The organism is Martinezella lusitana (genome assembly GCF_014207095.1).
Taxonomy (GTDB): Bacteria; Pseudomonadota; Alphaproteobacteria; order Rhizobiales; family Rhizobiaceae; genus Rhizobium; species Rhizobium lusitanum_B.
Genome location: NZ_JACHBG010000001.1, coordinates 915,139 through 935,382, shown reverse-complemented (window position 1 = coordinate 935,382; position 20,244 = coordinate 915,139). Strand labels below are relative to the sequence as shown.

Here is a 20,244-nt window from a genome sequence, read left to right as displayed (position 1 = left end):
ATCTGGGCATACTCGCCAACACCATCAAGCCAGAAGAGTGCGCCAACTACTTCTCAAACGCAGGCTACGCTTCCGTCAAAACATGAAACGCTCTAAGATGACAGCGTTAGGCTCTCCAAACAAACGGAAGCGCCCAAACACATCCACCCTTCATTCCCGGAGCTGCTTGTGAACCAGATTTCGCTCGTTTGCTCGTCCCTCGTCGAGGCCTTGCTCGACGACCCGTTCTATCGTGCGATAACGATCGAATCCGGTGCCGACGAAGAAGGAAGGCAAGCCGTTCTCGCCAAATACTTCGATCTTGCAATCACCGAAGCGCGGGCAATCGGCGAGGTACAATATGGCGGCACCGATGGCGCGGCCCTCTGGCATACCTGTGAGGCGAGCAGCAGCGATATTGAAATCCACGTCGCTACACGCCGGCAAGGGCTTGCCAAGCTGTTGGGAGCCCGGGGATTTGACAATTATCTCCGGATTTCGGACTCGATGGCCGATCAAGTCCCTCAGCAAGTTTTCGACGGATGGTATCTGTCGATTCTAGGCGTAAGGCCGCAAGCGCGAGGGCAGAGATTGGCGCAACGTCTCGTCGAAATGACGTTGAACCGAGCTGACGGCCAAGGCGCGGCGTGCTTTCTAGAGACGTTCAATCCGCTCGGTCTGCCCTTCTATCGCCGGCTGGGCTTCAATGACGAGATCCGACGCTTCGAAAAGGTAACCGGACGAGAATATTGGGTCCTTGCACGGTAGCCGCTGATGCGGGCATGAAATGGCTGGCAAACATCGTGTGCGACAAGAGCAATCTCCTGCAGAGATGCGTGACATTGGGGCCTGTGCGGAGAGTCCGAAAGCAGCAGAAGCGCAACGAGGAAATATCAAAGGGCGCCAAAGCCGACATGATTCGGCACGCACCGATAGACTTGCTGCTCACAAACCTGATTTTATGGGAAACGGATCAGCTATTTAAATGGTCGGAGTGGAGAGATTCGAACTCCCGACCCTCTGGTCCCAAACCAGATGCGCTACCAGACTGCGCTACACTCCGTACCGTCGACATGATCGCCAGAACATCGCTTTTCGGCAAATGGCTTCATGTCTCTGCTTTGCACCGCCAGATAGCTGTCTGGCGGAACGAGTGGGGAGATACACGGTTCATCCGCTCGCTGCAACAGCTAAAATCATGCTGGGGAAATCTTCCCCGGTGAAAATCTATTTGGCGGCCTTCGCGGAAATGGTGGCATTCGTCACCTTGTCGCCGATGGCAAGGCCGAGCTTCTTGACGATACCGCCGTTCAGCTCGATGACATAGGCAACTGGCCCGTTAGAACTAATGATCGCTTCCGAATAGGGCACAGCGTTTTCCTGGATATGCGTGACGACCCCCTTCTGATCCAGGAACAGCATGTCGAGCGACAGCTTGGTGTTCTTCATCCACATCATCACAGGACGCGACGTGCCGAAATCGAACAGCATACCGTGATCGGCCGGCATCCTGTCGCGGTACATCAGTCCGTATTCCAGCTGCGGCGGCGTCGCGGCCAGTTCCACCGTGAACTTATGCATGCCGCCCTTGGCGGACACGATCGACAACGGCTCTGATTCGAACTTCACCGACTGCTGTTCTGTCGTTTGTGCGGCAAACGAAGCGGAGGCACCCGCTCCAACAATAAAAAGCGCCAAAACGGCGCTTTTTAAAACCTTGAGAACCAAATCTCTTTTCATGTCAGTGAGGCCGCGTTGCCGGGCTTGGCGCATCCGGATGGATCTCCGCAGCCATAAGCCCCTTTTCGCCGGGTCCGAAGCGCACGAGCACCACCTGCCCCGGCCTCAGCTCGGCCAAGCCGAAACGGCGCAATGTTTCCATATGCACGAAGATATCCTCGGTGCCCTCGCCCCGCGTCAGGAAGCCGAAGCCCTTGGTGCGGTTGAACCACTTCACCAGTGCGCGCTCCAGGCCGCTCGTCGCGGTGACCTGCACATGCGTGCGCACCGGCGGCATCTGCGAGGGATGCACAGCTGTGGACTGATCCATGGAGAGAATCTTGAAGGCCTGATAACCGCGCTCGCGACGCTGGATCAGGGCAACGATGCGCGTGCCTTCGAGGATTGTCTGATAGCCATCGCGACGCAGGCAGGTCACGTGCAGTAGTACATCCTGCATGCCGTTGTCAGGCACAATGAAACCGAAGCCCTTGGCGACATCGAACCATTTAACGACGCCCGAGATTTCGATGAGCTCGACGGCATCACCCGACATCTCTTCGAAGTCGACAATTCCCTTCGATGAAATTCTGTCACCCATCTTAGCCAGCCCTCGATTACGCGTCACACTGTTACGGTTAACTGATTCCCTGATATCAAGATTAACATCTTGGTAACGGAAAAGCGCAAGTCCTAGTTTTCGGTTATTCCCACCCTAAGATTATCGCTCCAAGACTTGCGCGAAGCTGGTGCTTTGTCCGAAGATCTGGCCAGCTCCACATTAAAGAGAGGAAATAGAATGCGTTATCTCCATACGATGGTTCGCGTCACCGATCTCGACGCCTCGTTGCACTTTTATAGCACCTTGTTCGGGCTTGTCGAAACCCGCCGCTACGAAAACGAGAAGGGTCGCTTCACACTCGTCTTCCTTGCCGCCAGCGAAGATGCCGACTCGTCTCGAAGCAACGGCGCGCCCAGCCTGGAACTGACCTACAACTGGGATCCGGAGGAATATACCGGCGGACGCAACTTCGGTCACCTCGCCTATGAGGTCGACGATATCTATGCGACCTGCCAGAATCTGATGGACAACGGCATCACAATCAACCGTCCGCCGCGCGATGGTCACATGGCGTTCGTGCGCTCTCCGGACGGCATCTCCATCGAAATCCTGCAAAAGGGCGCCAACCTTCCTTCTGCCGAGCCATGGGCCTCCATGCCCAACACCGGCGCCTGGTAAGACGGAAACTTTCGCGAGGCTTACGGCACGCGCGGGACTATCCGTTTCGCGCTTGCCGCCCATGCCCATCCTCCGGCATGCTTGGACGACTCGAAGCATCATGCATCGGATATGGCACGGTTATCGTTCCCAGTGAGCGCGTGCGATATCGCCGTCCCTCGCCAGAGGCCGTTCCGATGCAAACCTTTTTGCGGGGAATGTCCTATGGGCGATCAACAGATTTTATACGGCGGGAAAAAGCTCGCAAGTACTATTGCCGTCATCGCGTCATTTGTGATGATCACCGGCTGCGCCACAACGGGCAAGACGCCGAAGGAAACAGCTGCGGCCGCGGCAGAACCTGCAGCTCAGCCGACAGCAGCCGAGCAGCTCGCCGCCGACATGAACGACAAGGCCGATGCCCGGCGTCGCAAGGGCGACCTTGCCTATCGTGACCCGTTGGTTCATAGCGTCGCCAACACGCGTCAGCAGATCGTCACCCAGCAGAATCAGGCGTTCTACCCTGCCCCTGCGGCGCCTCCCACCGATGCGCAGACCGGCATTGCCGGACTGGTGACGCAGCCGACGGGTGTCAACGCGAGCAGAAGCAGCATCTTTGCCGCGCCGGCGCCGATCGCCGCCAATCCGGACGGAACGCTCGCCAAGAATCAGCCTGACGGTGGGCAAGCGATCACACCGATGATGCGTAGCGTCTACAGCACGCCCCCCACCATGGTGCAGCCCGTGGCGCAGCAATCGCCCGAACGTGCCGCTGTAAACGGCCTCACCTCCGCGGATGTGCTGCCGCCCCCCGTCATTCGCAACGCAACAGCCCCCACGGCAAATTCGTCACAGCCGGTTGCGCAGGTCACGGCATCGGGAGTCTCGGCCACGCCAAACCCGAATGTCCGTGAACTGAACAGCAAGCAGGCAGCGATCCTGGCGCAGTTCGTGGCTTCGAAAAACCAACCCCAGAACGGCAAGCTGCTGGTGGAACCTGCAAAGGGTGCTCCTGAGGAATAAAGAGCCCGGCTTTGCAAGAAATCTGCGGTGCCGCCAGCAAGGCCCTGTTAAGTCTCACTTATTCATCGCCGGCGGCAATTTCATCCATCTGTCATTTTTTCCACAAAAAAGCAAAATTGCCGCTTGCAGGAATGAAATCACCTCGCTATAAGCGCGCCACACAACAGCTGCACGCGCCCTTCGTCTATCGGTTAGGACGACAGATTTTCATTCTGTAAAGAGGGGTTCGACTCCCCTAGGGCGTGCCACTGTTGTTTCCTTCCCGAACCAAATCATTTAAGACATTGCTTGCAAAGCGAATAGGCTATTCTTATCTTGCTTATGCGCCACGCGCCCTTCGTCTATCGGTTAGGACGACAGATTCTCATTCTGTAAAGAGGGGTTCGACTCCCCTAGGGCGTACCAGATCCCGATGCTTCGAAGTTTTCCACAATGCCTCGAAAAATCTTTCTCTAGCCATGGATTTTTCTGGGATTTTTCTCGATTTTCCGCTTGCGGGAATGAAAGGTGCTGACTATAAGGGCGCCACAGCACGCGCCCTTCGTCTATCGGTTAGGACGACAGATTTTCATTCTGTAAAGAGGGGTTCGACTCCCCTAGGGCGTGCCACTGTTTCTCCCAAATTATCGAGAAGTTTCAAAGCTGCGCGCTACTTCGGTTCGACGGTCAAAACCATCGGCATAGACCACGTAGCGCTTGATATCGGCCACCTCAGAAGCTGAACGTCATTGCCATGGACCTGCGCTTCCCAACGCGCGTAAAACTTTCTCTGGAATCCCGGCAAACGGACGCGTTGGCAGGCAATCGGCCCGCCATCGAAGTTAAGCGCGATCTTCAGATCCAGAGGGGAGCTTTTTAAAAACTCTGCCAATGCTGCGAGCGGAAAGAAAGCTTCCTTTGTGGTCCCGACAATGATGCGGCCCGCACCATCTTTACCGACGAAGGTGCGATTGGCCAGCCAACGGCTTTTGGCGTTAACGTGGGTCTGTCCATCGGAGCCGATCAGCAAAGGATAGGAGACCATGGCATTTGCCGCGCCGTGAACGCTGCTTGCCAATCCTGACGGATCAGATCCCTGATATCGGCGAATCCATCGCCTGCGATAAAAAAGCGCCGGCCTCTGCATCATATGTCGCCGGCCCCATGGCGATACCATTGCTTATGATCGGCGTATCCGGCCTCCCCTTGAGGTCGTAGTAGCTGCCGTTAACAATGAGGAGCGCTTCCGGCAATACGCGCTCCCATTCATCGATACCTCTGTCTCCGTCCGGCGCATTTCTCGCTACGAAACGATACAGCGCGGGATCTATGCGGTTCGGCAAGATGCGATCAGTTTCACTCCCGTTCACCATGACGGGCAGTTCAGCAACCTCGAAGCCTTTCCGAGGCTGCTGCCACGCAAGAGGGCCTGGTTGCGCCACCGGCTGCGGATCGCGGAGCGCCAGCCGCATGGAGGGTGACAGGCGCGAATCGTCAGGCTTGACTGAAATTCAGTAGGTGCCGCCACGCCGCAAAAAAGTGTTCAAGCCGTAAGCGCCATTGCGCGCCCATAGCCAACCGGCAGCTCCCGCTGTCGTGAGCGACACCAAAACAAGAACTGCCACCAAAAACCTAAGTCTGAAGGACATCGGTACCATCCAAGATCATCGATCGCAGCGCTGCGTGATTTGAACGAGTTTTTCGGCAGAGATGGCAATAGTTGGACGCAGCTATCGAATGCTGCGAGACGATAGTTCATTGCTATCGCCGAAGCTCATCGCTTGGCCTGTTCTAATGGTCGCTCAGGGAGCCTTGGCAGCATCCGTGACGCGGAGTTGCACGCGGCGGCTTCCCTGCCAGTGATCGGCACCGAGCGTGCCTGCGACATGGATCTGAGCGCCGCGGGACGACATCAGAAGCTGGCCGAGCGGCGTCTCTGCAGCGCGGAATGCGATGCCATCGACGCGGCCGCCATCCTGCGCTTCCAGGGTGATCTTGATGTGCGATTGGCCGACAAGGCGGGAATCGCGCAGCCGATGGCTCGGCAGAGCGAAAATAGGCTGCGGATGGCCGGAGCCGTAGGGACCGGCGGTTTCGAGGCGATCTATCAGCTCCACGGTCGCGCCGCTTGCACCGATTGCGCCGTCGATCTTCAGTGTTTCATTCGCCACCAGGCCTGCCACCTGCTTCTCGGCCTTTTCCGTGAAGAAGCCGCGCAGTTTTCCGAGATTGCTTCGTTCCACCGTCAGGCCGGCTGCCATCGCATGGCCGCCACCTTTGACCAGCAGACCGGCGTCCACGGCAGCGCGAACCATGCGCCCCATATCGAAGCCGCTGATCGAACGACCGGAGCCTGTGCCCTTGCCCATCGCATCAAAGGCGATGGCAAAGGCCGGGCGGCGAAACTTGTCCTTCAGCCGCGACGCGATCAAGCCGACGATGCCGGGGTGCCAGTTTTCCCGCGCCGTGATGATAACCGAGGCGCCGTCGCCATTGCCGTATTCCGCCAGTGCCTCAGCCTCCGCCTCCTGCAGCATCGCGGCCTCCATGGCCTGGCGCTCGCGATTGAGTTCATCGAGCTTGCCGGCGATCGTCTCGGCTTCGCCTGTGTCGTCCAGCGTCAGCAGGCGCGCTCCAAGCGCTGCATCGCCGATTCGGCCGCCGGCATTGATGCGCGGGCCGATCAGGAAGCCGAAATGATACGGCGTCACCGGACCACCGAGCCCCGCCTTGCGGAAGAGAGCCGCAAGACCGGGATTGCCCTGATGCCGGGCCGCAATCAGGCCCTTGACGACATAGGCGCGGTTGAGCCCCTTGAGCGGCACGACGTCACAGACGGTCGCGAGCGCGACGATATCGAGCCAGGCAAGCAGATCGATCGAACGCACGCGGGAATCACCCGCCTCTCGCAGCTGCTTCAAGGCCGCGACCAGAACGAGAAAGACGACGCCTGCGGCGCAGAGATGCCCTTGCCCGGATAGATCGTCCTCGCGGTTCGGGTTGACCAATGCCTGGCATGGCGGCAGTTCGTGCCCGACCTGATGGTGATCGATGACCACGACGTCGATGTCTCGCGCCCTCGCCGCCTCGAGCGCTTCGAAGCTCGTGGAGCCGCAATCGACGGTCACGATCAGCTTCGCGCCATTGTCGATGAGCTGATTGATGGCATTGGGATTGGGGCCGTAACCTTCGAAAATGCGGTCCGGGATGTAGATGCTCGCAGGGACGCCGAAATGGGTCAGGAAACGATAAAGCAGCGCCGAGGAGGCCGCTCCGTCGACGTCGTAGTCGCCGAAGATCGCAACAGTCTCACCCGCCTTGATCGCGCGCAGAAGGCGCTGTGCCGCTTTCTCGCAATCGGTCAGCAAATAGGGATCCGGCATCAGACTGCGGATCGTCGGATCGAGGAAGGCCATAGCCTCATCGATGCCGACGCCACGTCCGGCAAGCACGCGGGCAATCAGTTCCGGCAGGCCGTGCACCTGCGCGATCGCAAGCGCCCTGTTCTGACCAGCCTGATCGAGACGGGAAACCCAGCGATTGCCGGAAACGGAATGCTCGACGCCCAGAAAGGCACGCTGAACTGGATCGACCGGTTGCTCCACCATCTCTCCCAAATCATGAGGACGGCAGCGTCCGCGGACGCCGCCGGTCAGCCTATTCCTTCGGCCGCTCGATGCGGATGACCTGCGGCTCGCCCACCAGGTAGCCCTCGGTCTTGATGGCCGCGACAGCCTTGCGAACCGAATCTTCCGTCGTCGCGTGGGTGACGAGGATGATCGTCTGATGCGCCGAGGGCGACAGGTGCTGCGTCGACCGCTGGACGATCGATTCGAGCGAGATGTGATTTTCCGCCATGCGGGTCGCGACGCTTGCGAAGACGCCGGTGCGGTCGAGGACCGTCAGGCGAATGAAGTAGCCACCTTCATGGCTCTGCATTTGCGCCTTACGATAGGGCTCGAGCGCCTTGGCCGGATGGCCAAGCACCGGCACGCGCTGCTCGCCCGGGCGACTCTTGGCGATATCGGCGATATCACCCAGCACGGACGATGCGGTGGCGTTGCCGCCCGCACCCGGGCCAACCATCAGCAATTCGCCGAGAATATCGGATTCGATCGCTACGGCGTTGGTGACGCCATCAACCTGGGCGATGACCGAATCGAGCGGTACCATGGTCGGATGCACGCGCTGTTCGATGCCGGTTTCCGTGCGCTGGGCGACGCCGAGCAGCTTGATACGGTAGCCGAGGTCGGCGGCCGCACGGATGTCCTCGATGGAGACGTTGGTAATGCCCTCGAGATAGATGTCGTCAGCCGCGATGCGGTTGCCGAAAGCGAGCGTTGTCAGGATGGCCAGCTTATGGGCGGTATCGTTGCCTTCGATATCGAAAGCGGGATCCGCTTCGGCATAGCCGAGGCGCTGCGCTTCCTTGAGGCAATCTGCGAAGGACAGGCCCTCCTTCTCCATCCGGGTCAGGATGTAGTTGCAGGTGCCGTTCATGATGCCGTAAACGCGCGAAATCGTATTGCCCGTCAGGGATTCGCGCAGGGCCTTGATGACGGGAATGCCGCCTGCGACCGCCGCTTCGAAATTCAGCAGCGCGCCCTTTTCTTCGGCAATCTCAGCCAGTTCGACGCCATGATAGGCAAGCAGCGCCTTGTTGGCTGTGACGACATGCAGACCACGCGCAAGCGCTGCCCGCACAGCTGCATTGGCAGCACCCTCGGAGCCGCCGATCAGCTCGACGAACACATCGATATCAGCCTTCTGGGCTAGATCCACCGGACCGCCGAACCACTCGATATCAGTAAGGTCGATGCCGCGATCCTTAGTACGGTCGCGCGCCGTGACTGCGACGATCTTGACGGGGCGACCGCAGGTAGCGGCAAGCTCTTTAGCGCGACTCTGGATGATGCGGACGAGCGAGGCACCGACGGTACCCAAGCCCGCAATGCCGATTTTGAGGGCATCTGCCATGGAAAATTCCTGATCAGTATATTGGGGCGGCAGCCGCCGAGACGGCTGCCACAGAACATTACGAACGATGGGCGTTCAGCGAAATCACATTGTGCATCGTTTCATCCGCAGCGGAGAGGAAGCGCTTGAGATTGCGCGCTGCCTGCCGAATGCGGTGCTCGTTTTCAACGAGCGCGATGCGGACATAATCGTCGCCCTGCTCGCCAAAGCCGATGCCCGGTGCAACCGCGATATCGGCTTTTTCGACCAGCAGCTTGGAAAACTCCAGCGAACCGAGATGACGGAACTTTTCCGGGATCTTCGCCCAGGCGAACATGGTTGCAGCCGGCGGCGGCACGTCGAAGCCGGCCTTACCGAAGCTCTCAACCAGAATGTCGCGGCGGCGCTTGTAGATGTTGCGCACTTCCGCGATGTCGGAGCCGTCGCCGTTGAGCGCATGCGTCGCCGCCACCTGGATCGGGGTGAAGGCGCCGTAGTCGAGGTAGGACTTCACGCGCGTCAGGGCCGCGATCAGCCGTTCGTTGCCGACGGCAAAACCCATACGCCAGCCGGGCATGGAGAAAGTCTTCGACATCGAAGTGAACTCAACGGCGACGTCAATGGCACCTGGAACCTCCAGCACCGACGGCGGCGGCATGTCGTCGAAATAGATCTCGGAATAGGCGAGATCCGACAACACGATGATGTCGTGCTTCTTCGCGAAGGCCACGACTTCCTTGTAGAAATCGAGCGTCGCCACATAGGCCGTCGGGTTCGACGGATAGTTCAGGATGAGCGCAAGCGGCTTCGGGATCGAGTGACGCACGGCGCGCTCGAGCGGCGGGAAGAAGCTGTCATCCGGCTCGACCGGTATCGAACGGATCACGCCGCCGGCCATCAGGAAACCGAAAGCATGGATCGGATAGGTCGGGTTCGGGCAGAGAATGACATCGCCCGGCGCCGTGATTGCCTGCGCCATATTGGCGAAGCCTTCCTTGGAGCCTAGGGTGGCGACCACCTGCGTATCAGGATTGAGCTTCACGCCAAATCGACGGGCGTAATAAGCCGCCTGGGCCCGGCGAAGGCCCGGAATGCCCTTGGAGGAGGAATAGCGATGCGTACGCGGGTCCTGGACCACTTCGCACAGTTTATCGACGATGGCCTTGGGGGTAGGAAGGTCTGGATTGCCCATGCCGAGATCGATAATGTCCGCCCCGCCCGCTCGCGCGCTGGCTTTCAAACGGTTGACCTGTTCGAAAACGTAGGGCGGCAAACGCCGGACTTTATGAAACTCTTCCATTTCTTTCCCCATGGGACAGCGGCCCTCAAAACCGCACTTAAGTTCGTTGCTCTCCCGGACAGCCACGATACGAACTTGGAACTCGCGGCGCCGCAACCAATGTCTTCTCGAAAGATACGGTGAATCTTGGGCGGCTGCGCACGCAAAGTGCACTTAACCGATAAAGACGCATCCAAACTCGGCCTGTCCGAACGCTTTGCGTCGAAATCGCCTGAAACGCAAGGCTAATTCTGCGTCTGGCCCGGCTGGCTGCTGCCCTCTTTCTGAATTTCCTGCAGCGTATCCTGGCCATGTTCGGCGGCAAGCTTGCGCATCGCGGCGACGCGCTTCTGATACTCGGCCTCCGAGATCGTGCCGGCCTTGCGCTGCGCACCCAGCGCTGTCATCTGCTTAACCATGTCGCCCGCCTGCTGATCGTTGATCTGCACATTGGCGGCGGTCGGCGGTGCGTTAAAGGAAGGATAGCCGTCCTTATAGAATTGCTGCGTGCTCACATCGTTGACGGGACTGCCCTTTGCGGGCTTCACAATAACCGCCTGCGGCGGTTGCTTGCGCTTGGCGTATGCCGCCTTTTCTTCAGGCGTCGAGCAGCCCGCGAGCGTCAACGCGAGAATTCCGCACATCGCTCCGCAGAGTACGGAATACCGGTTCAGTCTTGCCACCATGCCGCCGCCCATAATTGTCGTCCTGCCCAATTCCTTGCCGTGGGCTGAGACTGTTAAATTTGTCGCAGCGGCAAAGCAAGAGCAGGCTTGCGTTTCATTCGACTTGTATTCCTTTTCCCGCAAGATGTACAAATGGAAAACAAGACACAGCTGCCGCCGGGAGGATGATGCGTGACCGACAGCAAGCGGGATAAGAATGAAGGAAATGGCGGCTTTGCGGGTTTCGATCCAAAGTCAGTCGAGCCTTACATCGTCAGAGATCCCGAGGCGATGGCTGTCAACTTCGCGCGCGCCCTGGAAAACCTCGGAAAAGCAGCATCCGCGTGGCTTGCGCCGCGCGAACGCGGCGAGAAGGTCGACACCGTTGCCGATCCGATTACCGACATGGTCAAAACTCTCTCCAAGGTCGGCGAATACTGGCTTTCCGATCCGCGGCGAACGCTGGAAGCGCAAACCTACCTGCTCTCGGGCTATTTCGGCCTGTGGACAAAAACCATGCAGCGCCTCAGCGGCGATTCGTCCGCGACATCAGAAGCCGAACCGGTCAAGGACAAGCGCTTTGCCGACGACGACTGGCAAAAGAACCCCTTCTTCGACTTTTTAAAGCAAACCTATCTCCTGACCGCGGGCTGGGCTGAGAAGCTGGTCGGCGATGCGGAGGGACTGGACGAACACACGCGTCACAAGGCAGCGTTCTACACAAAGCAGATTACGTCCGCCTTTTCGCCGACCAATTTCGTTGCGACCAACCCGCAGCTCTACAGGGAAACCGTCGCCTCCAACGCCGAAAACCTCGTGCGTGGCATGAAGATGCTCGCTGAGGACATCAATCTGGGTCGCGGGGATTTGCGGCTGCGCCAGACTGATATGACCAAATTCGCCGTCGGACGCGACATGGCACTGACCCCAGGCAAGGTGATCGCGCAAAGCGATGTCTGCCAGATCATCCAATACCAGCCAGCAACGGACAAGGTTCTGAAGCGGCCGTTGCTGATCTGCCCGCCATGGATCAACAAATTCTACATTCTGGACCTTAACCCGCAGAAATCCTTTGTAAAATGGTGTGTGGCGCAAGGTCACACCGTCTTTGTCATCTCGTGGGTCAATCCCGATCAACGGCATGCGGCCAAGGACTGGACCTCCTATGCGCGCGAGGGCATCGATTTCGCGCTAGAGACCGTCGAGAAAGCAACCGGCGAACAGGAGGTCAATGCCGTGGGCTATTGCGTCGGCGGCACGCTCTTGGCGGCGACGCTCGCCCTGCACGCCAAGGAAAAGAACAAGCGCATCCGCACCGTGACCTTCCTGACCACGCAAGTCGACTTCACCTTTGCCGGCGACCTCAAGGTTTTTGTCGACGAGGAACAAATCGCGTCGCTCGAACAGCAGATGAATGTCGTCGGCTATCTGGAAGGCTCGAAGATGGCGACGGCCTTCAATATGCTGCGCGCCTCCGAGCTCATATGGCCCTATTTCATCAACAGCTATCTGAAGGGTCAGGATCCCTTGCCCTTCGATCTTCTGTTCTGGAACGCAGATTCCACTCGAATGGCCGCCGCCAACCACTCGTTTTATTTGCGTAATTGCTATCTCAACAATAGCTTGAGCCAAGGCAAGATGGTGCTCGACGGCAAGACATTGTCGCTGAAGGATGTGCGCATTCCGGTCTATAATCTGGCAACGCGCGAAGACCATATCGCTCCCGCCAAATCTGTCTTCGTCGGCAGCCAATGCTTCGGTGGTCCGGTGCAATTCGTGCTGACGGGGTCGGGCCATATTGCCGGTGTCGTCAACCCGCCGGACAAGCACAAATATCAGTTCTGGACCGGCGGCCCGGTGAAAGGCGAATACGAGCGCTGGCTGGAGAGTGCCAAAGAAACGCCCGGCTCGTGGTGGACGCATTGGCATGCCTGGATCCTCTCCCAGGATCATCGCATGGCTCCGGCACGGCAACCCGGTGGCCATGCGCTCAACGCGCTTGAGGAAGCACCCGGCAGCTATGTCATGGAACGGGCCTAACCGGACGATCCGCACATGTTGTTCAATTCGCCCCTCGTTCCCGCCCGATTGATCGCGCGCTACAAGCGCTTCCTCTTCGATGCAGAGCTGGAGGACGGAACCTTCATCACCGGCTCGTGCCCGAACACCGGCTCCATGCTGGGGCTCACTGCCCCCGGCTCGCGCATCTGGCTCTCCGAGCACGATGGCGCCAAGCGCAAATATCGGCATGTCTTCGAGCTGATCGAGGCAGGCGGGACGACGGTCGGGGTCAATACCGCCATGCCGAACCGGATCGCCGCCGAGGCAATTGCTCTCGGGCAAGTCTCAGACCTCGGCGAATATATGACGGTCAGGCGTGAGCAGAATTATGGCCGCAACTCACGGATCGACCTGCTCTTGACCGACCCTCTGCGGACAACCACCTATGTCGAGGTGAAAAACGTACATTTCATGCGACAACAAGGGCTCGCCGAATTTCCCGATACAGCGACAGCCCGGGGCGCCAAGCACCTGGAGGAGCTGGGCGATATGGTGGAGGCAGGCCACCGCGCCATCATGCTCTTCGTGATCCAGCGGCATGATTGCAATCGCTTCCGGATCTGCGGCGATCTCGATCCCGTCTATGCGAGAGCCTTCGATCGTGCGTTGACGCGTGGCGTGGAGGTGTACGCACTGAAATGCAGGGTTTCGCCGACAGAATTAGCGCCTGCCGGGTTGATCCCGATAGACGAACCCGGCATAGCTGCATTAGATACCAGTACAAAGATCTCAGCTAAAGGCTAACCATGGTGAACTACATCGAAGCGGCAACGGCGCCGGCAAAAAACACGGGCGCTATCCGCATCTACGGACAGGACGCGTTTGCCGGGATGCGCAAGGCATGCCAGCTGACCGCCCGTTGCCTCGATGAACTCGCCGCCATCGTCGGACCCGGCGTGCCAACCGACACCATCGATCGCTTCGTCTTCGAATTCGGCATGGATCATGGCGCCTATCCGGCGACGCTGAACTATCGCGGCTACATGAAATCCTCCTGCACGTCGATCAACCATGTCGTCTGTCATGGCATTCCCAACGACAAGCCGCTGCGCGAAGGCGATATCGTCAATATCGACGTAACCTACGTGCTCGAGGGCTGGCATGGCGATTCCAGCCGCATGTATCCGGTCGGCGAGATCAAGCGCTCGGCCGAGCGACTTCTCGAAGTTACCTACGAATCCCTGATGCGCGGCATTGCCGCCGTACATCCCGGTGCCCGCACCGGCGCAATCGGCGAAGCAATCCAAGTCTATGCCGAGGGTGAGCGATGCTCGGTCGTTCGCGACTTCTGCGGCCATGGCGTCGGCAGCCTTTTCCATGACTCGCCGAACATCCTGCATTACGGCCGCGCCAGCGACGGACCGGAGCTGCGCGAAGGCATGATCTTCACCATCGAGCCGATGATCAATCTCGGCAAGCCGCATGTGAAGGTGCTGGGTGATGGCTGGACCGCCGTTACGCGGGATCGTTCGCTCTCGGCTCAATATGAACACACGGTCGGCGTGACCGCGACGGGCTGCGAGATCTTTACTCTATCGCCCGGCGGTCTCGATCGCCCCGGCCTGCCGCCGTTGCAGGGATAATTCATGGCGAAGCGTCCCGCTCTTTCCACTGGACATGGAGACATGCCCCTAGATGGCGGTGGGACTGCGGAGGCTTTGGAAGAGGCTCCTCTTTTCGACGAGCGATTGTTCTTCCCGACAAAAGCGGCGAAGCTTGCGCCTGCCAAGGCCGAGGCCGACTATCACGGCCATCGCGAACGGCTGCGAAACCGCTATCGCGATGGCGGCGATGCGGCGCTTGCCGACTATGAAATTCTGGAACTGCTGCTTTTCCGGCTGATCCCGCGCCGTGACACCAAGCCGATCGCAAAAGCTCTGCTTGCCCGCTTCGGCACGCTCGGCGGAGTGTTCGGCGCTCCCGTCAATCTGCTGACCGAGGTCAAGGGTGTCGGCGACGCCGTTGCGCTCGATCTGAAGCTGATGGCGAGCGTGGCGCAGCGCATGCTGAAGAGCGAACTGGCGGGCAAGCCGGTGCTGTCCTCATGGAAAGCGCTGATCGACTACTGTCACACCGCTATGGCGCACGAAGCGCGAGAACAATTCCGACTGCTCTTCCTCGACAAGAGGAATGCCCTGATCGCGGACGAAATTCAGGGTTTCGGCACGATCGATCACACGCCGGTCTATCCTCGCGAAGTCGTCAAACGTGCGCTTGAGCTCTCCGCTTCGGCCGTGATCCTCGTCCACAACCATCCATCGGGGGACCCTACTCCCTCGCGGGCCGATATAGAGATGACCAAGACGATCATCGACACGGCCAAGCCTCTGGGCATTACCGTTCACGATCATATTATCATCGGCAAGAACGGACACGTCAGCTTCCGCGCATTGCGACTTATTTGAAGTATCGCATCAAAGCAGCGCAATAAAACATTAATATAATTTAATATTCTTAACTTAAATATTCCACATCCGCGAATAGAAGCGACTCGTTTCATTGCTTCGGCCGTTTTTCAGTTCGGCGTCAGGATGATCTGGCAGAAGAAATAATAGGCCTAAACCGGCGTGTCCGCCGGCGGAAGCCATTGTTTTGATTTGGCCTATTCGTTTGAGAGTTCGGCCGATCCGGAGATCACATGCAGAAGACATCACCAACGTTTACCGGTTATCTCCGTCGTGCGGCGCGCGTTGCGGCTGTTCTCGTCGGAGGGTTCGCGGCGACCGCTGGCGGCTTCTATGCTCACATGGTCTGGACGACCAACCTCCACCCCGTCATTGAAGGCCAAGTCTATCGTTCTTCGCAGCCCTCTGCGGCGACGATAGCGCAATTTCAGAAGCAGTATGGCATTAAGACCATCATCAATCTGCGCGGCGACAATAGCGGCCATCATTGGTACGACAACGAGGTTGCCGAAGCCAAGCAGCTCGATATCAACCATATCGACTTCCGCATGTCGTCGGCCCGCGAGTTGACGCAGGAACAGGCGGAGCAACTGGTCGCCATCATGCGCGACGCGCCGAAGCCTATTCTCATTCACTGTCAGGCGGGCTCGGATCGTACCGGACTTGCCTCCGCACTTTATCTCGCCGCCATCGCCAAGGTCGACGAAGCGACTGCGGAGCATCAGATGTCGATCGTCTACGGGCACATCTCGCTCTCCTTTCTGCGCGCCTATGCGATGGATCGCACCTTCGAGAAGCTGGAACCCTGGCTTCGGCTTTCGGCCTCCTGAAGACGCGAAGTTTGCGTTAGATATTCTGTAACATTGAGCAGCTACCGGTTGACGGAGCATGTTGCGTTGCGACATTGATTCCCTATTCAATCATCCGAGGCTTCCCGATGGACCAATTCGATCTCCTAGTCGTGGGTAGCGGCCCTGCCGGCCGCAGAGGCGCCATTCAGGCCGCCAAACTCGGCAAGAAGGTGCTCGTCGTCGAGCAAGGCAAGCGCGTCGGCGGCGTATCGGTCCATACCGGCACCATTCCTTCAAAGACATTGCGTGAAACCGCACTCAACCTCTCCGGCTGGCGCGAACGCGGCTTCTATGGACGCGCCTATCGCGTCAAACAGGAGATCAGCGCCGAGGACCTGCGCCGTCGCCTGCTCATTACCCTCGACCATGAAGTCGAGGTGCTCGAGCATCAGTTTGCACGCAATCGGGTTCAGCACATTCGCGGCAAGGCGAGCTTCGTCGATCCCCAGACCATGCAGATCGTCAAGGATGATGGCGAGGTGGTGACCGTATCCGCCGCCAGTATTCTGCTCGCAGTCGGCACAAAGCCGTTTCGTCCCGACTACATGCCCTTCGACAACAAGACGGTGCTCGATAGCGACGAGCTGCTGGAGATCGAGGAATTGCCCCGGTCGATGGTCGTCATCGGCGCCGGCGTCATCGGCATCGAATATGCGACCATCTTCAGCGCGCTCGATACGCAGGTGACGCTGCTCGATCCGAAATCCACCATGCTCGACTTCATCGACAAGGAGATTGTCGAGGATTTCATCTACCAGCTGCGCGACCGCAACATGAAGCTGCTGTTGGGACAGAAAGCCGAAAAAGTGGAGCGCTTGCCGAACGGCAAAGTGGAGCTGACGCTCGACAACGGACGCCACATTACGACGGACATGGTTCTGTTCGCCGCCGGGCGGATGGGCGCGACCGATACGCTCAACCTCGAAGCCGCCGGGCTCGAAGCTGACAGTCGTGGCCGCCTGAGCGTCAATCCGGAAACCTTTGCCACCAAGGTTCCGCACATCTTCGCCGCCGGCGATGTCGTCGGCTTCCCGAGCCTTGCCTCGACGTCCATGGAACAAGGCCGTATCGCCGCCCGCGTCGCCGTCGGCGCGATCGCCAAGGAGCCGCCGAAGTACTTCCCCTACGGCATCTATGCCGTGCCGGAGATTTCCACCTGCGGCCTTTCCGAGGAAGAAGTCAAGGAACGGCACATCCCCTATGAGTGCGGCATCGCCCGATTCCGCGAGACCTCGCGTGGCCATATCATGGGCCTCGACACCGGCCTCCTGAAGATGATCTTCTCGCTGAAGACACGCCGCCTGCTCGGCGTCCATATCGTCGGCGAAGGTGCCACCGAGCTCGTCCATATCGGCCAGGCTGTGCTGAACCTCAAAGGCACCGTCGAATATTTCGTCGAGAACACCTTCAACTACCCGACCCTCGCTGAAGCCTACAAGATTGCTGGCCTCGACGCGTGGAACCGCATGGGCGACATCAAGTCGGAGCTTTGAGCACCCATGAAGCTTACGTTAAGCTCCATGCAGGGTTTCAATCAGGGGGAGGACTTCGGCGAAAGTGTCGATGCGGTATTTCGGGGATGGCAGCGCGTCCGGCCAAGATGAGCCGGCGCCATAAAACACGCCTGTCATTCCCGCTGATACTGCGCCCCCGACATCCGCCTCTGGATTGTCGCCGACAAAAATGCAGTGTGCCGGGACTACGTCCAGACGTTCGGCCGCTAGCTGAAAAATTCGCGGGTCCGGTTTTCGCAAACCGATATCCTCCGAAATGACAACGAGATCGACCACATTCCGAAGCCCGGTGATCTCGATTTTTGCAGCTTGAACGTTTGTGTGGCCGTTGCTGATAATGGCTGTCTTCAAGCCATGCCGCCGCAACGCAATGAGCGCTTCGAGGGCGCCAAACGACAGTCTCGCGAATTGCGGGTATCGCCTCTGAAAATCGGAAAGCAAGAGAGTTTCACAATCGCTCCCCAGGCCAAGCGCTGCCGCCAATCGCGGGTAAAGTTTCTGTTTGTCGAGGAACCCGTGCTTCTCCAAGGCAAAGAACGTGTCCTGAAAATTCTGAAAAGTGACGCCCTTTAATTGGTCCCCCAGTCGCTTAAACTGATCCGGCAGGAATGCCATCAGCGCGGCGCGGCGGTCGATGAGGGTTTCATCCAGATCGAACATCGCGGCTTCAATCAAATTCGACCTCCTTCATAATCTTGGGGCCTTTCCGCTTTTCTTCGAACCGCAAAAAACTCTATCCCCTTGTTGCAAGCAATTCTGGACGGAAAAGCGCTGCGCACTTTTCCTGGAATTGCTCTATCGTGCCGCGCTTCGAGATGGAGGACCGATAACGCAGGCAAGAATTGTCCATCGTATCCGATGACGATCTGCGCTGCAGGCAGTGCCTCAAAGGAGAGTCGATCTTCCAGCCGCCACCGCAACAGGCACTACAGCCCCAATCGCGGATAAAGGGAAGCAACAAAAGAGTCCCTGCGTTGACACAACAAAAAAGCCCTGCCGCAAACGGCAGGGCTCTTGATTTCAGTCCGGAAGAAGAACCGATTACTCGGCGCTGTCCTCAGCGGCCTTCTTCTTCGGAGCAGCCTTCTTCTTCGGAGCGGCAGCTTCTTCGCCTTCGGCAGCAGCTTCAGTCGCTTCAGCCTTGGCAGCAGCCTTCTTCTTCGGAGCAGCCTTCTTGGCAGCCGGCTTGTCTTCGTCTTCGTCGTCGGCCAGCAGCGCTTCCTTGGAAACGGTCTTGTCCGTAACGTCGACTTCGGTCAGCAGGTGGTCGATGACCTTTTCTTCGAAGATCGGAGCGCGCAGGTTAGCGGAAGCGCCAGGCGTGTTGCGGAAGAATTCCAGGATTTCCTTTTCCTGGCCCGGGAACTGCTGGAGCTGAGCATAGAGAGCGCGCTGCAGTTCGTCTTCGCTGACTTCGACACCGGCCTTCTCGCCGATTTCGGAGAGAACGAGACCGAGGCGAACGCGACGCTCAGCGAGCTTGCGGTATTCTTCGCGAGCCTTTTCTTCGGTCGTGTCTTCGTCTTCGAAGGTCTTGCCGGATTCAGCCAGATCCGCCTGGATCTGGCGCCAGATGCTGGCGAACTCAGCGTCGACAAGCTTCTGCGGCGTGTCGAACTGATACATTTCGTCGAGCTGGTCGAGAATCTGACGCTTGACCTTCTGGCGAGTAACCGAGCCGTACTGGCTTTCGATCTGGCCGCGAACGATTTCCTTCAGGCGATCGGCAGATTCGAGGCCGAGCTTGGAAGCGAGTTCGTCGTTGATTTCGATTTCGCCGGGAGCAGCGACTTCCTTGACGTTGATGTCGAAGGTGGCTTCCTTGCCTGCGAGGTTCTTGGCCGGGTAGTCAGCCGGGAAGGTTACGGTGATGACCTTCTCTTCGCCAGCCTTGACGCCGACGAGCTGCTCTTCGAATCCCGGGATGAAGCGGTTCGAACCGAGAACCAGCTGCGAATCTTCGTCCTTGCCGCCGTCGAAGGCAACGCCGTCGACCTTGCCGAGGTAATCGATGGTGACGCGGTCGCCGTTGGCAGCCTTGCCCTTCTTGGTTTCGTAGCTACGAGCGCTTTCAGCGATCTTGAGGATCTGCTCGGTAACTTCGTCTTCGGCGATTTCAGCAACTTCGCGCGTGACCTTGATGCCCTTGACGGACTTCAGCTCGATCGCCGGGATGACTTCGTAGGAGAGCGTGAATTCGAAATCGGCCTCGGCAGCGAGGATCTTTTCTGCCTCGTCCTTGTCCTCGGTCATGGCGATTTCCGGCTGGGTAGCCGACTTTTCGCCGCGCTCGGTCAGGATTGCCGGCGGCTGGTCGCGAACGATTTCGTTGACGAGATCAGCCATGATCGACTTGCCGTAGACCTTCTTCAGGTGAGCAACCGGAACCTTGCCGGGACGGAAGCCGTTGATCCGGACCTTGTCCTTGACCTCGGCCAGGCGCTCGTTCATGCGCACTTCCATGTCCTTGGCCGGGATGACCACCTTGATTTCGCGCTTCAGCCCTTCAGCGAGCGTTTCGATAACCTGCATTGTCCTACCTTCATTCATGGCGGCCGTGCCCAGACAGCCGTTCGTTACGATGAGCACGACGC

The 20,244-nt window shown here is 58.7% G+C and carries 19 protein-coding genes and 4 tRNA genes; 12 read left to right on the top strand and 11 right to left on the bottom strand.

Going from position 1 to position 20,244, the window contains the following annotated elements:
- Window positions 1-168: 168 nt before the first annotated feature.
- The gene (locus tag GGD46_RS34390) at window positions 169-747 is read left to right on the top strand and encodes an N-acetyltransferase (protein WP_184702166.1); all 579 of its coding nucleotides are present in this window, start codon (window positions 169-171) and stop codon (window positions 745-747) included.
- Window positions 748-965: 218 nt separating this feature from the next.
- Here the strand turns inward: GGD46_RS34390 and GGD46_RS04560 are convergent.
- The 3 genes from GGD46_RS04560 to GGD46_RS04550 form a co-directional block, all read right to left on the bottom strand.
- Window positions 966-1,042 (bottom strand) — tRNA-Pro (locus GGD46_RS04560).
- Between the two features lie 164 nt (window positions 1,043-1,206).
- Window positions 1,207-1,719: a DUF192 domain-containing protein gene (locus GGD46_RS04555; protein WP_184702164.1), complete on the bottom strand. Its 513-nt coding sequence runs from the start codon at window positions 1,717-1,719 to the stop codon at window positions 1,207-1,209.
- A gap of 1 nt (window position 1,720) precedes the next feature.
- Window positions 1,721-2,299, bottom strand: coding sequence for a cold-shock protein (locus tag GGD46_RS04550; RefSeq protein ID WP_184702162.1), 579 nt, complete (start codon window positions 2,297-2,299; stop codon window positions 1,721-1,723).
- Between the two features lie 198 nt (window positions 2,300-2,497).
- Between GGD46_RS04550 and GGD46_RS04545 the strand changes: the two genes are divergently transcribed.
- The 5 genes from GGD46_RS04545 to GGD46_RS04525 all read left to right on the top strand — a co-directional run bounded on the left by GGD46_RS04545 (window position 2,498) and on the right by GGD46_RS04525 (window position 4,549).
- Window positions 2,498-2,938: a VOC family protein gene (locus GGD46_RS04545; RefSeq protein WP_184702160.1), complete on the top strand. Its 441-nt coding sequence runs from the start codon at window positions 2,498-2,500 to the stop codon at window positions 2,936-2,938.
- A 204-nt stretch (window positions 2,939-3,142) separates the two neighbouring features.
- Entirely contained in the window at window positions 3,143-3,940 is a 798-nt protein-coding gene (locus tag GGD46_RS04540) for a hypothetical protein (protein ID WP_184702158.1), read from the top strand.
- A 173-nt stretch (window positions 3,941-4,113) separates the two neighbouring features.
- Window positions 4,114-4,188 (top strand) — tRNA-Glu (locus GGD46_RS04535).
- A gap of 82 nt (window positions 4,189-4,270) precedes the next feature.
- Window positions 4,271-4,345 (top strand) — tRNA-Glu (locus tag GGD46_RS04530).
- A 129-nt stretch (window positions 4,346-4,474) separates the two neighbouring features.
- Window positions 4,475-4,549: transfer RNA gene (locus GGD46_RS04525), tRNA-Glu, on the top strand.
- Window positions 4,550-4,589: 40 nt separating this feature from the next.
- On the opposite strand, the gene GGD46_RS33730 is transcribed toward GGD46_RS04525, so the two are convergent.
- From GGD46_RS33730 to GGD46_RS04500, 6 genes are all read right to left on the bottom strand, one after another.
- Complete coding sequence (locus GGD46_RS33730; protein WP_246806196.1) at window positions 4,590-4,964, bottom strand: phosphodiester glycosidase family protein; 375 nt, start codon at window positions 4,962-4,964, stop codon at window positions 4,590-4,592.
- A gap of 43 nt (window positions 4,965-5,007) precedes the next feature.
- Window positions 5,008-5,391, bottom strand: a complete 384-nt coding sequence (locus GGD46_RS33725) for a hypothetical protein (RefSeq protein ID WP_246806195.1) — start codon at window positions 5,389-5,391, stop codon at window positions 5,008-5,010.
- A 330-nt stretch (window positions 5,392-5,721) separates the two neighbouring features.
- Complete coding sequence (gene recJ, locus GGD46_RS04515; protein ID WP_210325436.1) at window positions 5,722-7,527, bottom strand: single-stranded-DNA-specific exonuclease RecJ; 1,806 nt, start codon at window positions 7,525-7,527, stop codon at window positions 5,722-5,724.
- A 49-nt stretch (window positions 7,528-7,576) separates the two neighbouring features.
- Window positions 7,577-8,896 (bottom strand): homoserine dehydrogenase, encoded by a 1,320-nt coding sequence (locus GGD46_RS04510; RefSeq protein WP_184702156.1) that lies wholly within the window; start codon window positions 8,894-8,896, stop codon window positions 7,577-7,579.
- A gap of 58 nt (window positions 8,897-8,954) precedes the next feature.
- Complete coding sequence (locus tag GGD46_RS04505; protein ID WP_184702154.1) at window positions 8,955-10,175, bottom strand: LL-diaminopimelate aminotransferase; 1,221 nt, start codon at window positions 10,173-10,175, stop codon at window positions 8,955-8,957.
- A gap of 224 nt (window positions 10,176-10,399) precedes the next feature.
- On the bottom strand, window positions 10,400-10,852 hold the full coding sequence (locus GGD46_RS04500; RefSeq protein ID WP_184702152.1) for a hypothetical protein: 453 nt from the start codon (window positions 10,850-10,852) through the stop codon (window positions 10,400-10,402).
- A gap of 159 nt (window positions 10,853-11,011) precedes the next feature.
- On the opposite strand from GGD46_RS04500, the gene GGD46_RS04495 reads away from it, so the two are divergent.
- The 6 genes from GGD46_RS04495 (at window position 11,012) to sthA (ending at window position 17,629) form a co-directional block, all read left to right on the top strand.
- The gene (locus tag GGD46_RS04495; RefSeq protein ID WP_184702150.1) at window positions 11,012-12,859 is read left to right on the top strand and encodes an alpha/beta hydrolase; all 1,848 of its coding nucleotides are present in this window, start codon (window positions 11,012-11,014) and stop codon (window positions 12,857-12,859) included.
- 15 nt (window positions 12,860-12,874) lie between these two features.
- On the top strand, window positions 12,875-13,624 hold the full coding sequence (gene sfsA / locus GGD46_RS04490) for a DNA/RNA nuclease SfsA (RefSeq protein ID WP_184702148.1): 750 nt from the start codon (window positions 12,875-12,877) through the stop codon (window positions 13,622-13,624).
- Window positions 13,625-13,626: 2 nt separating this feature from the next.
- A complete protein-coding gene (map, locus tag GGD46_RS04485; protein WP_184702146.1) occupies window positions 13,627-14,463 on the top strand; it encodes a type I methionyl aminopeptidase in 837 nt (278 codons plus the stop codon).
- Window positions 14,464-14,466: 3 nt separating this feature from the next.
- A complete protein-coding gene (radC, locus tag GGD46_RS04480) occupies window positions 14,467-15,285 on the top strand; it encodes a RadC family protein (RefSeq protein WP_184702144.1) in 819 nt (272 codons plus the stop codon).
- A gap of 233 nt (window positions 15,286-15,518) precedes the next feature.
- Window positions 15,519-16,115, top strand: a complete 597-nt coding sequence (locus GGD46_RS04475; protein WP_184702141.1) for a dual specificity protein phosphatase family protein — start codon at window positions 15,519-15,521, stop codon at window positions 16,113-16,115.
- 107 nt (window positions 16,116-16,222) lie between these two features.
- Window positions 16,223-17,629 (top strand): Si-specific NAD(P)(+) transhydrogenase, encoded by a 1,407-nt coding sequence (gene sthA, locus GGD46_RS04470; RefSeq protein ID WP_184702140.1) that lies wholly within the window; start codon window positions 16,223-16,225, stop codon window positions 17,627-17,629.
- 18 nt (window positions 17,630-17,647) lie between these two features.
- Here the strand turns inward: sthA and GGD46_RS04465 are convergent, their stop codons facing one another.
- Together GGD46_RS04465 and tig are read right to left on the bottom strand one after the other, a co-directional pair.
- Complete coding sequence (locus GGD46_RS04465; protein ID WP_184702138.1) at window positions 17,648-18,325, bottom strand: HAD family hydrolase; 678 nt, start codon at window positions 18,323-18,325, stop codon at window positions 17,648-17,650.
- A 366-nt stretch (window positions 18,326-18,691) separates the two neighbouring features.
- On the bottom strand, window positions 18,692-20,182 hold the full coding sequence (tig, locus tag GGD46_RS04460; protein ID WP_184702136.1) for a trigger factor: 1,491 nt from the start codon (window positions 20,180-20,182) through the stop codon (window positions 18,692-18,694).
- Between the last annotated feature and the right edge of the window lie 62 nt (window positions 20,183-20,244).

Excerpts from the sequence above, each read along its gene's own strand:
- GGD46_RS04555 (WP_184702164.1), bottom strand. The coding sequence starts at position 1,719 with ATGAAAAGAGATTTGGTTCTCAAGGTTTTAAAAAGCGCCGTTTTGGCG.
- GGD46_RS04510 (WP_184702156.1), bottom strand. The coding sequence starts at position 8,896 with ATGGCAGATGCCCTCAAAATCGGCATTGCGGGCTTGGGTACCGTCGGT.
- GGD46_RS04500 (WP_184702152.1), bottom strand. The coding sequence starts at position 10,852 with ATGGGCGGCGGCATGGTGGCAAGACTGAACCGGTATTCCGTACTCTGC.
- GGD46_RS33730 (WP_246806196.1), bottom strand. The coding sequence starts at position 4,964 with ATGGTCTCCTATCCTTTGCTGATCGGCTCCGATGGACAGACCCACGTT.
- GGD46_RS04475 (WP_184702141.1), top strand. The coding sequence starts at position 15,519 with ATGCAGAAGACATCACCAACGTTTACCGGTTATCTCCGTCGTGCGGCG.
- recJ (WP_210325436.1), bottom strand. The coding sequence starts at position 7,527 with ATGGTGGAGCAACCGGTCGATCCAGTTCAGCGTGCCTTTCTGGGCGTC.
- GGD46_RS33725 (WP_246806195.1), bottom strand. The coding sequence starts at position 5,391 with ATGCGGCTGGCGCTCCGCGATCCGCAGCCGGTGGCGCAACCAGGCCCT.
- sthA (WP_184702140.1), top strand. The coding sequence starts at position 16,223 with ATGGACCAATTCGATCTCCTAGTCGTGGGTAGCGGCCCTGCCGGCCGC.
- GGD46_RS04540 (WP_184702158.1), top strand. The coding sequence starts at position 3,143 with ATGGGCGATCAACAGATTTTATACGGCGGGAAAAAGCTCGCAAGTACT.
- sfsA (WP_184702148.1), top strand. The coding sequence starts at position 12,875 with ATGTTGTTCAATTCGCCCCTCGTTCCCGCCCGATTGATCGCGCGCTAC.
- GGD46_RS04550 (WP_184702162.1), bottom strand. The coding sequence starts at position 2,299 with ATGGGTGACAGAATTTCATCGAAGGGAATTGTCGACTTCGAAGAGATG.
- map (WP_184702146.1), top strand. The coding sequence starts at position 13,627 with ATGGTGAACTACATCGAAGCGGCAACGGCGCCGGCAAAAAACACGGGC.
- tig (WP_184702136.1), bottom strand. The coding sequence starts at position 20,182 with ATGCAGGTTATCGAAACGCTCGCTGAAGGGCTGAAGCGCGAAATCAAG.
- GGD46_RS04545 (WP_184702160.1), top strand. The coding sequence starts at position 2,498 with ATGCGTTATCTCCATACGATGGTTCGCGTCACCGATCTCGACGCCTCG.
- radC (WP_184702144.1), top strand. The coding sequence starts at position 14,467 with ATGGCGAAGCGTCCCGCTCTTTCCACTGGACATGGAGACATGCCCCTA.
- GGD46_RS04505 (WP_184702154.1), bottom strand. The coding sequence starts at position 10,175 with ATGGAAGAGTTTCATAAAGTCCGGCGTTTGCCGCCCTACGTTTTCGAA.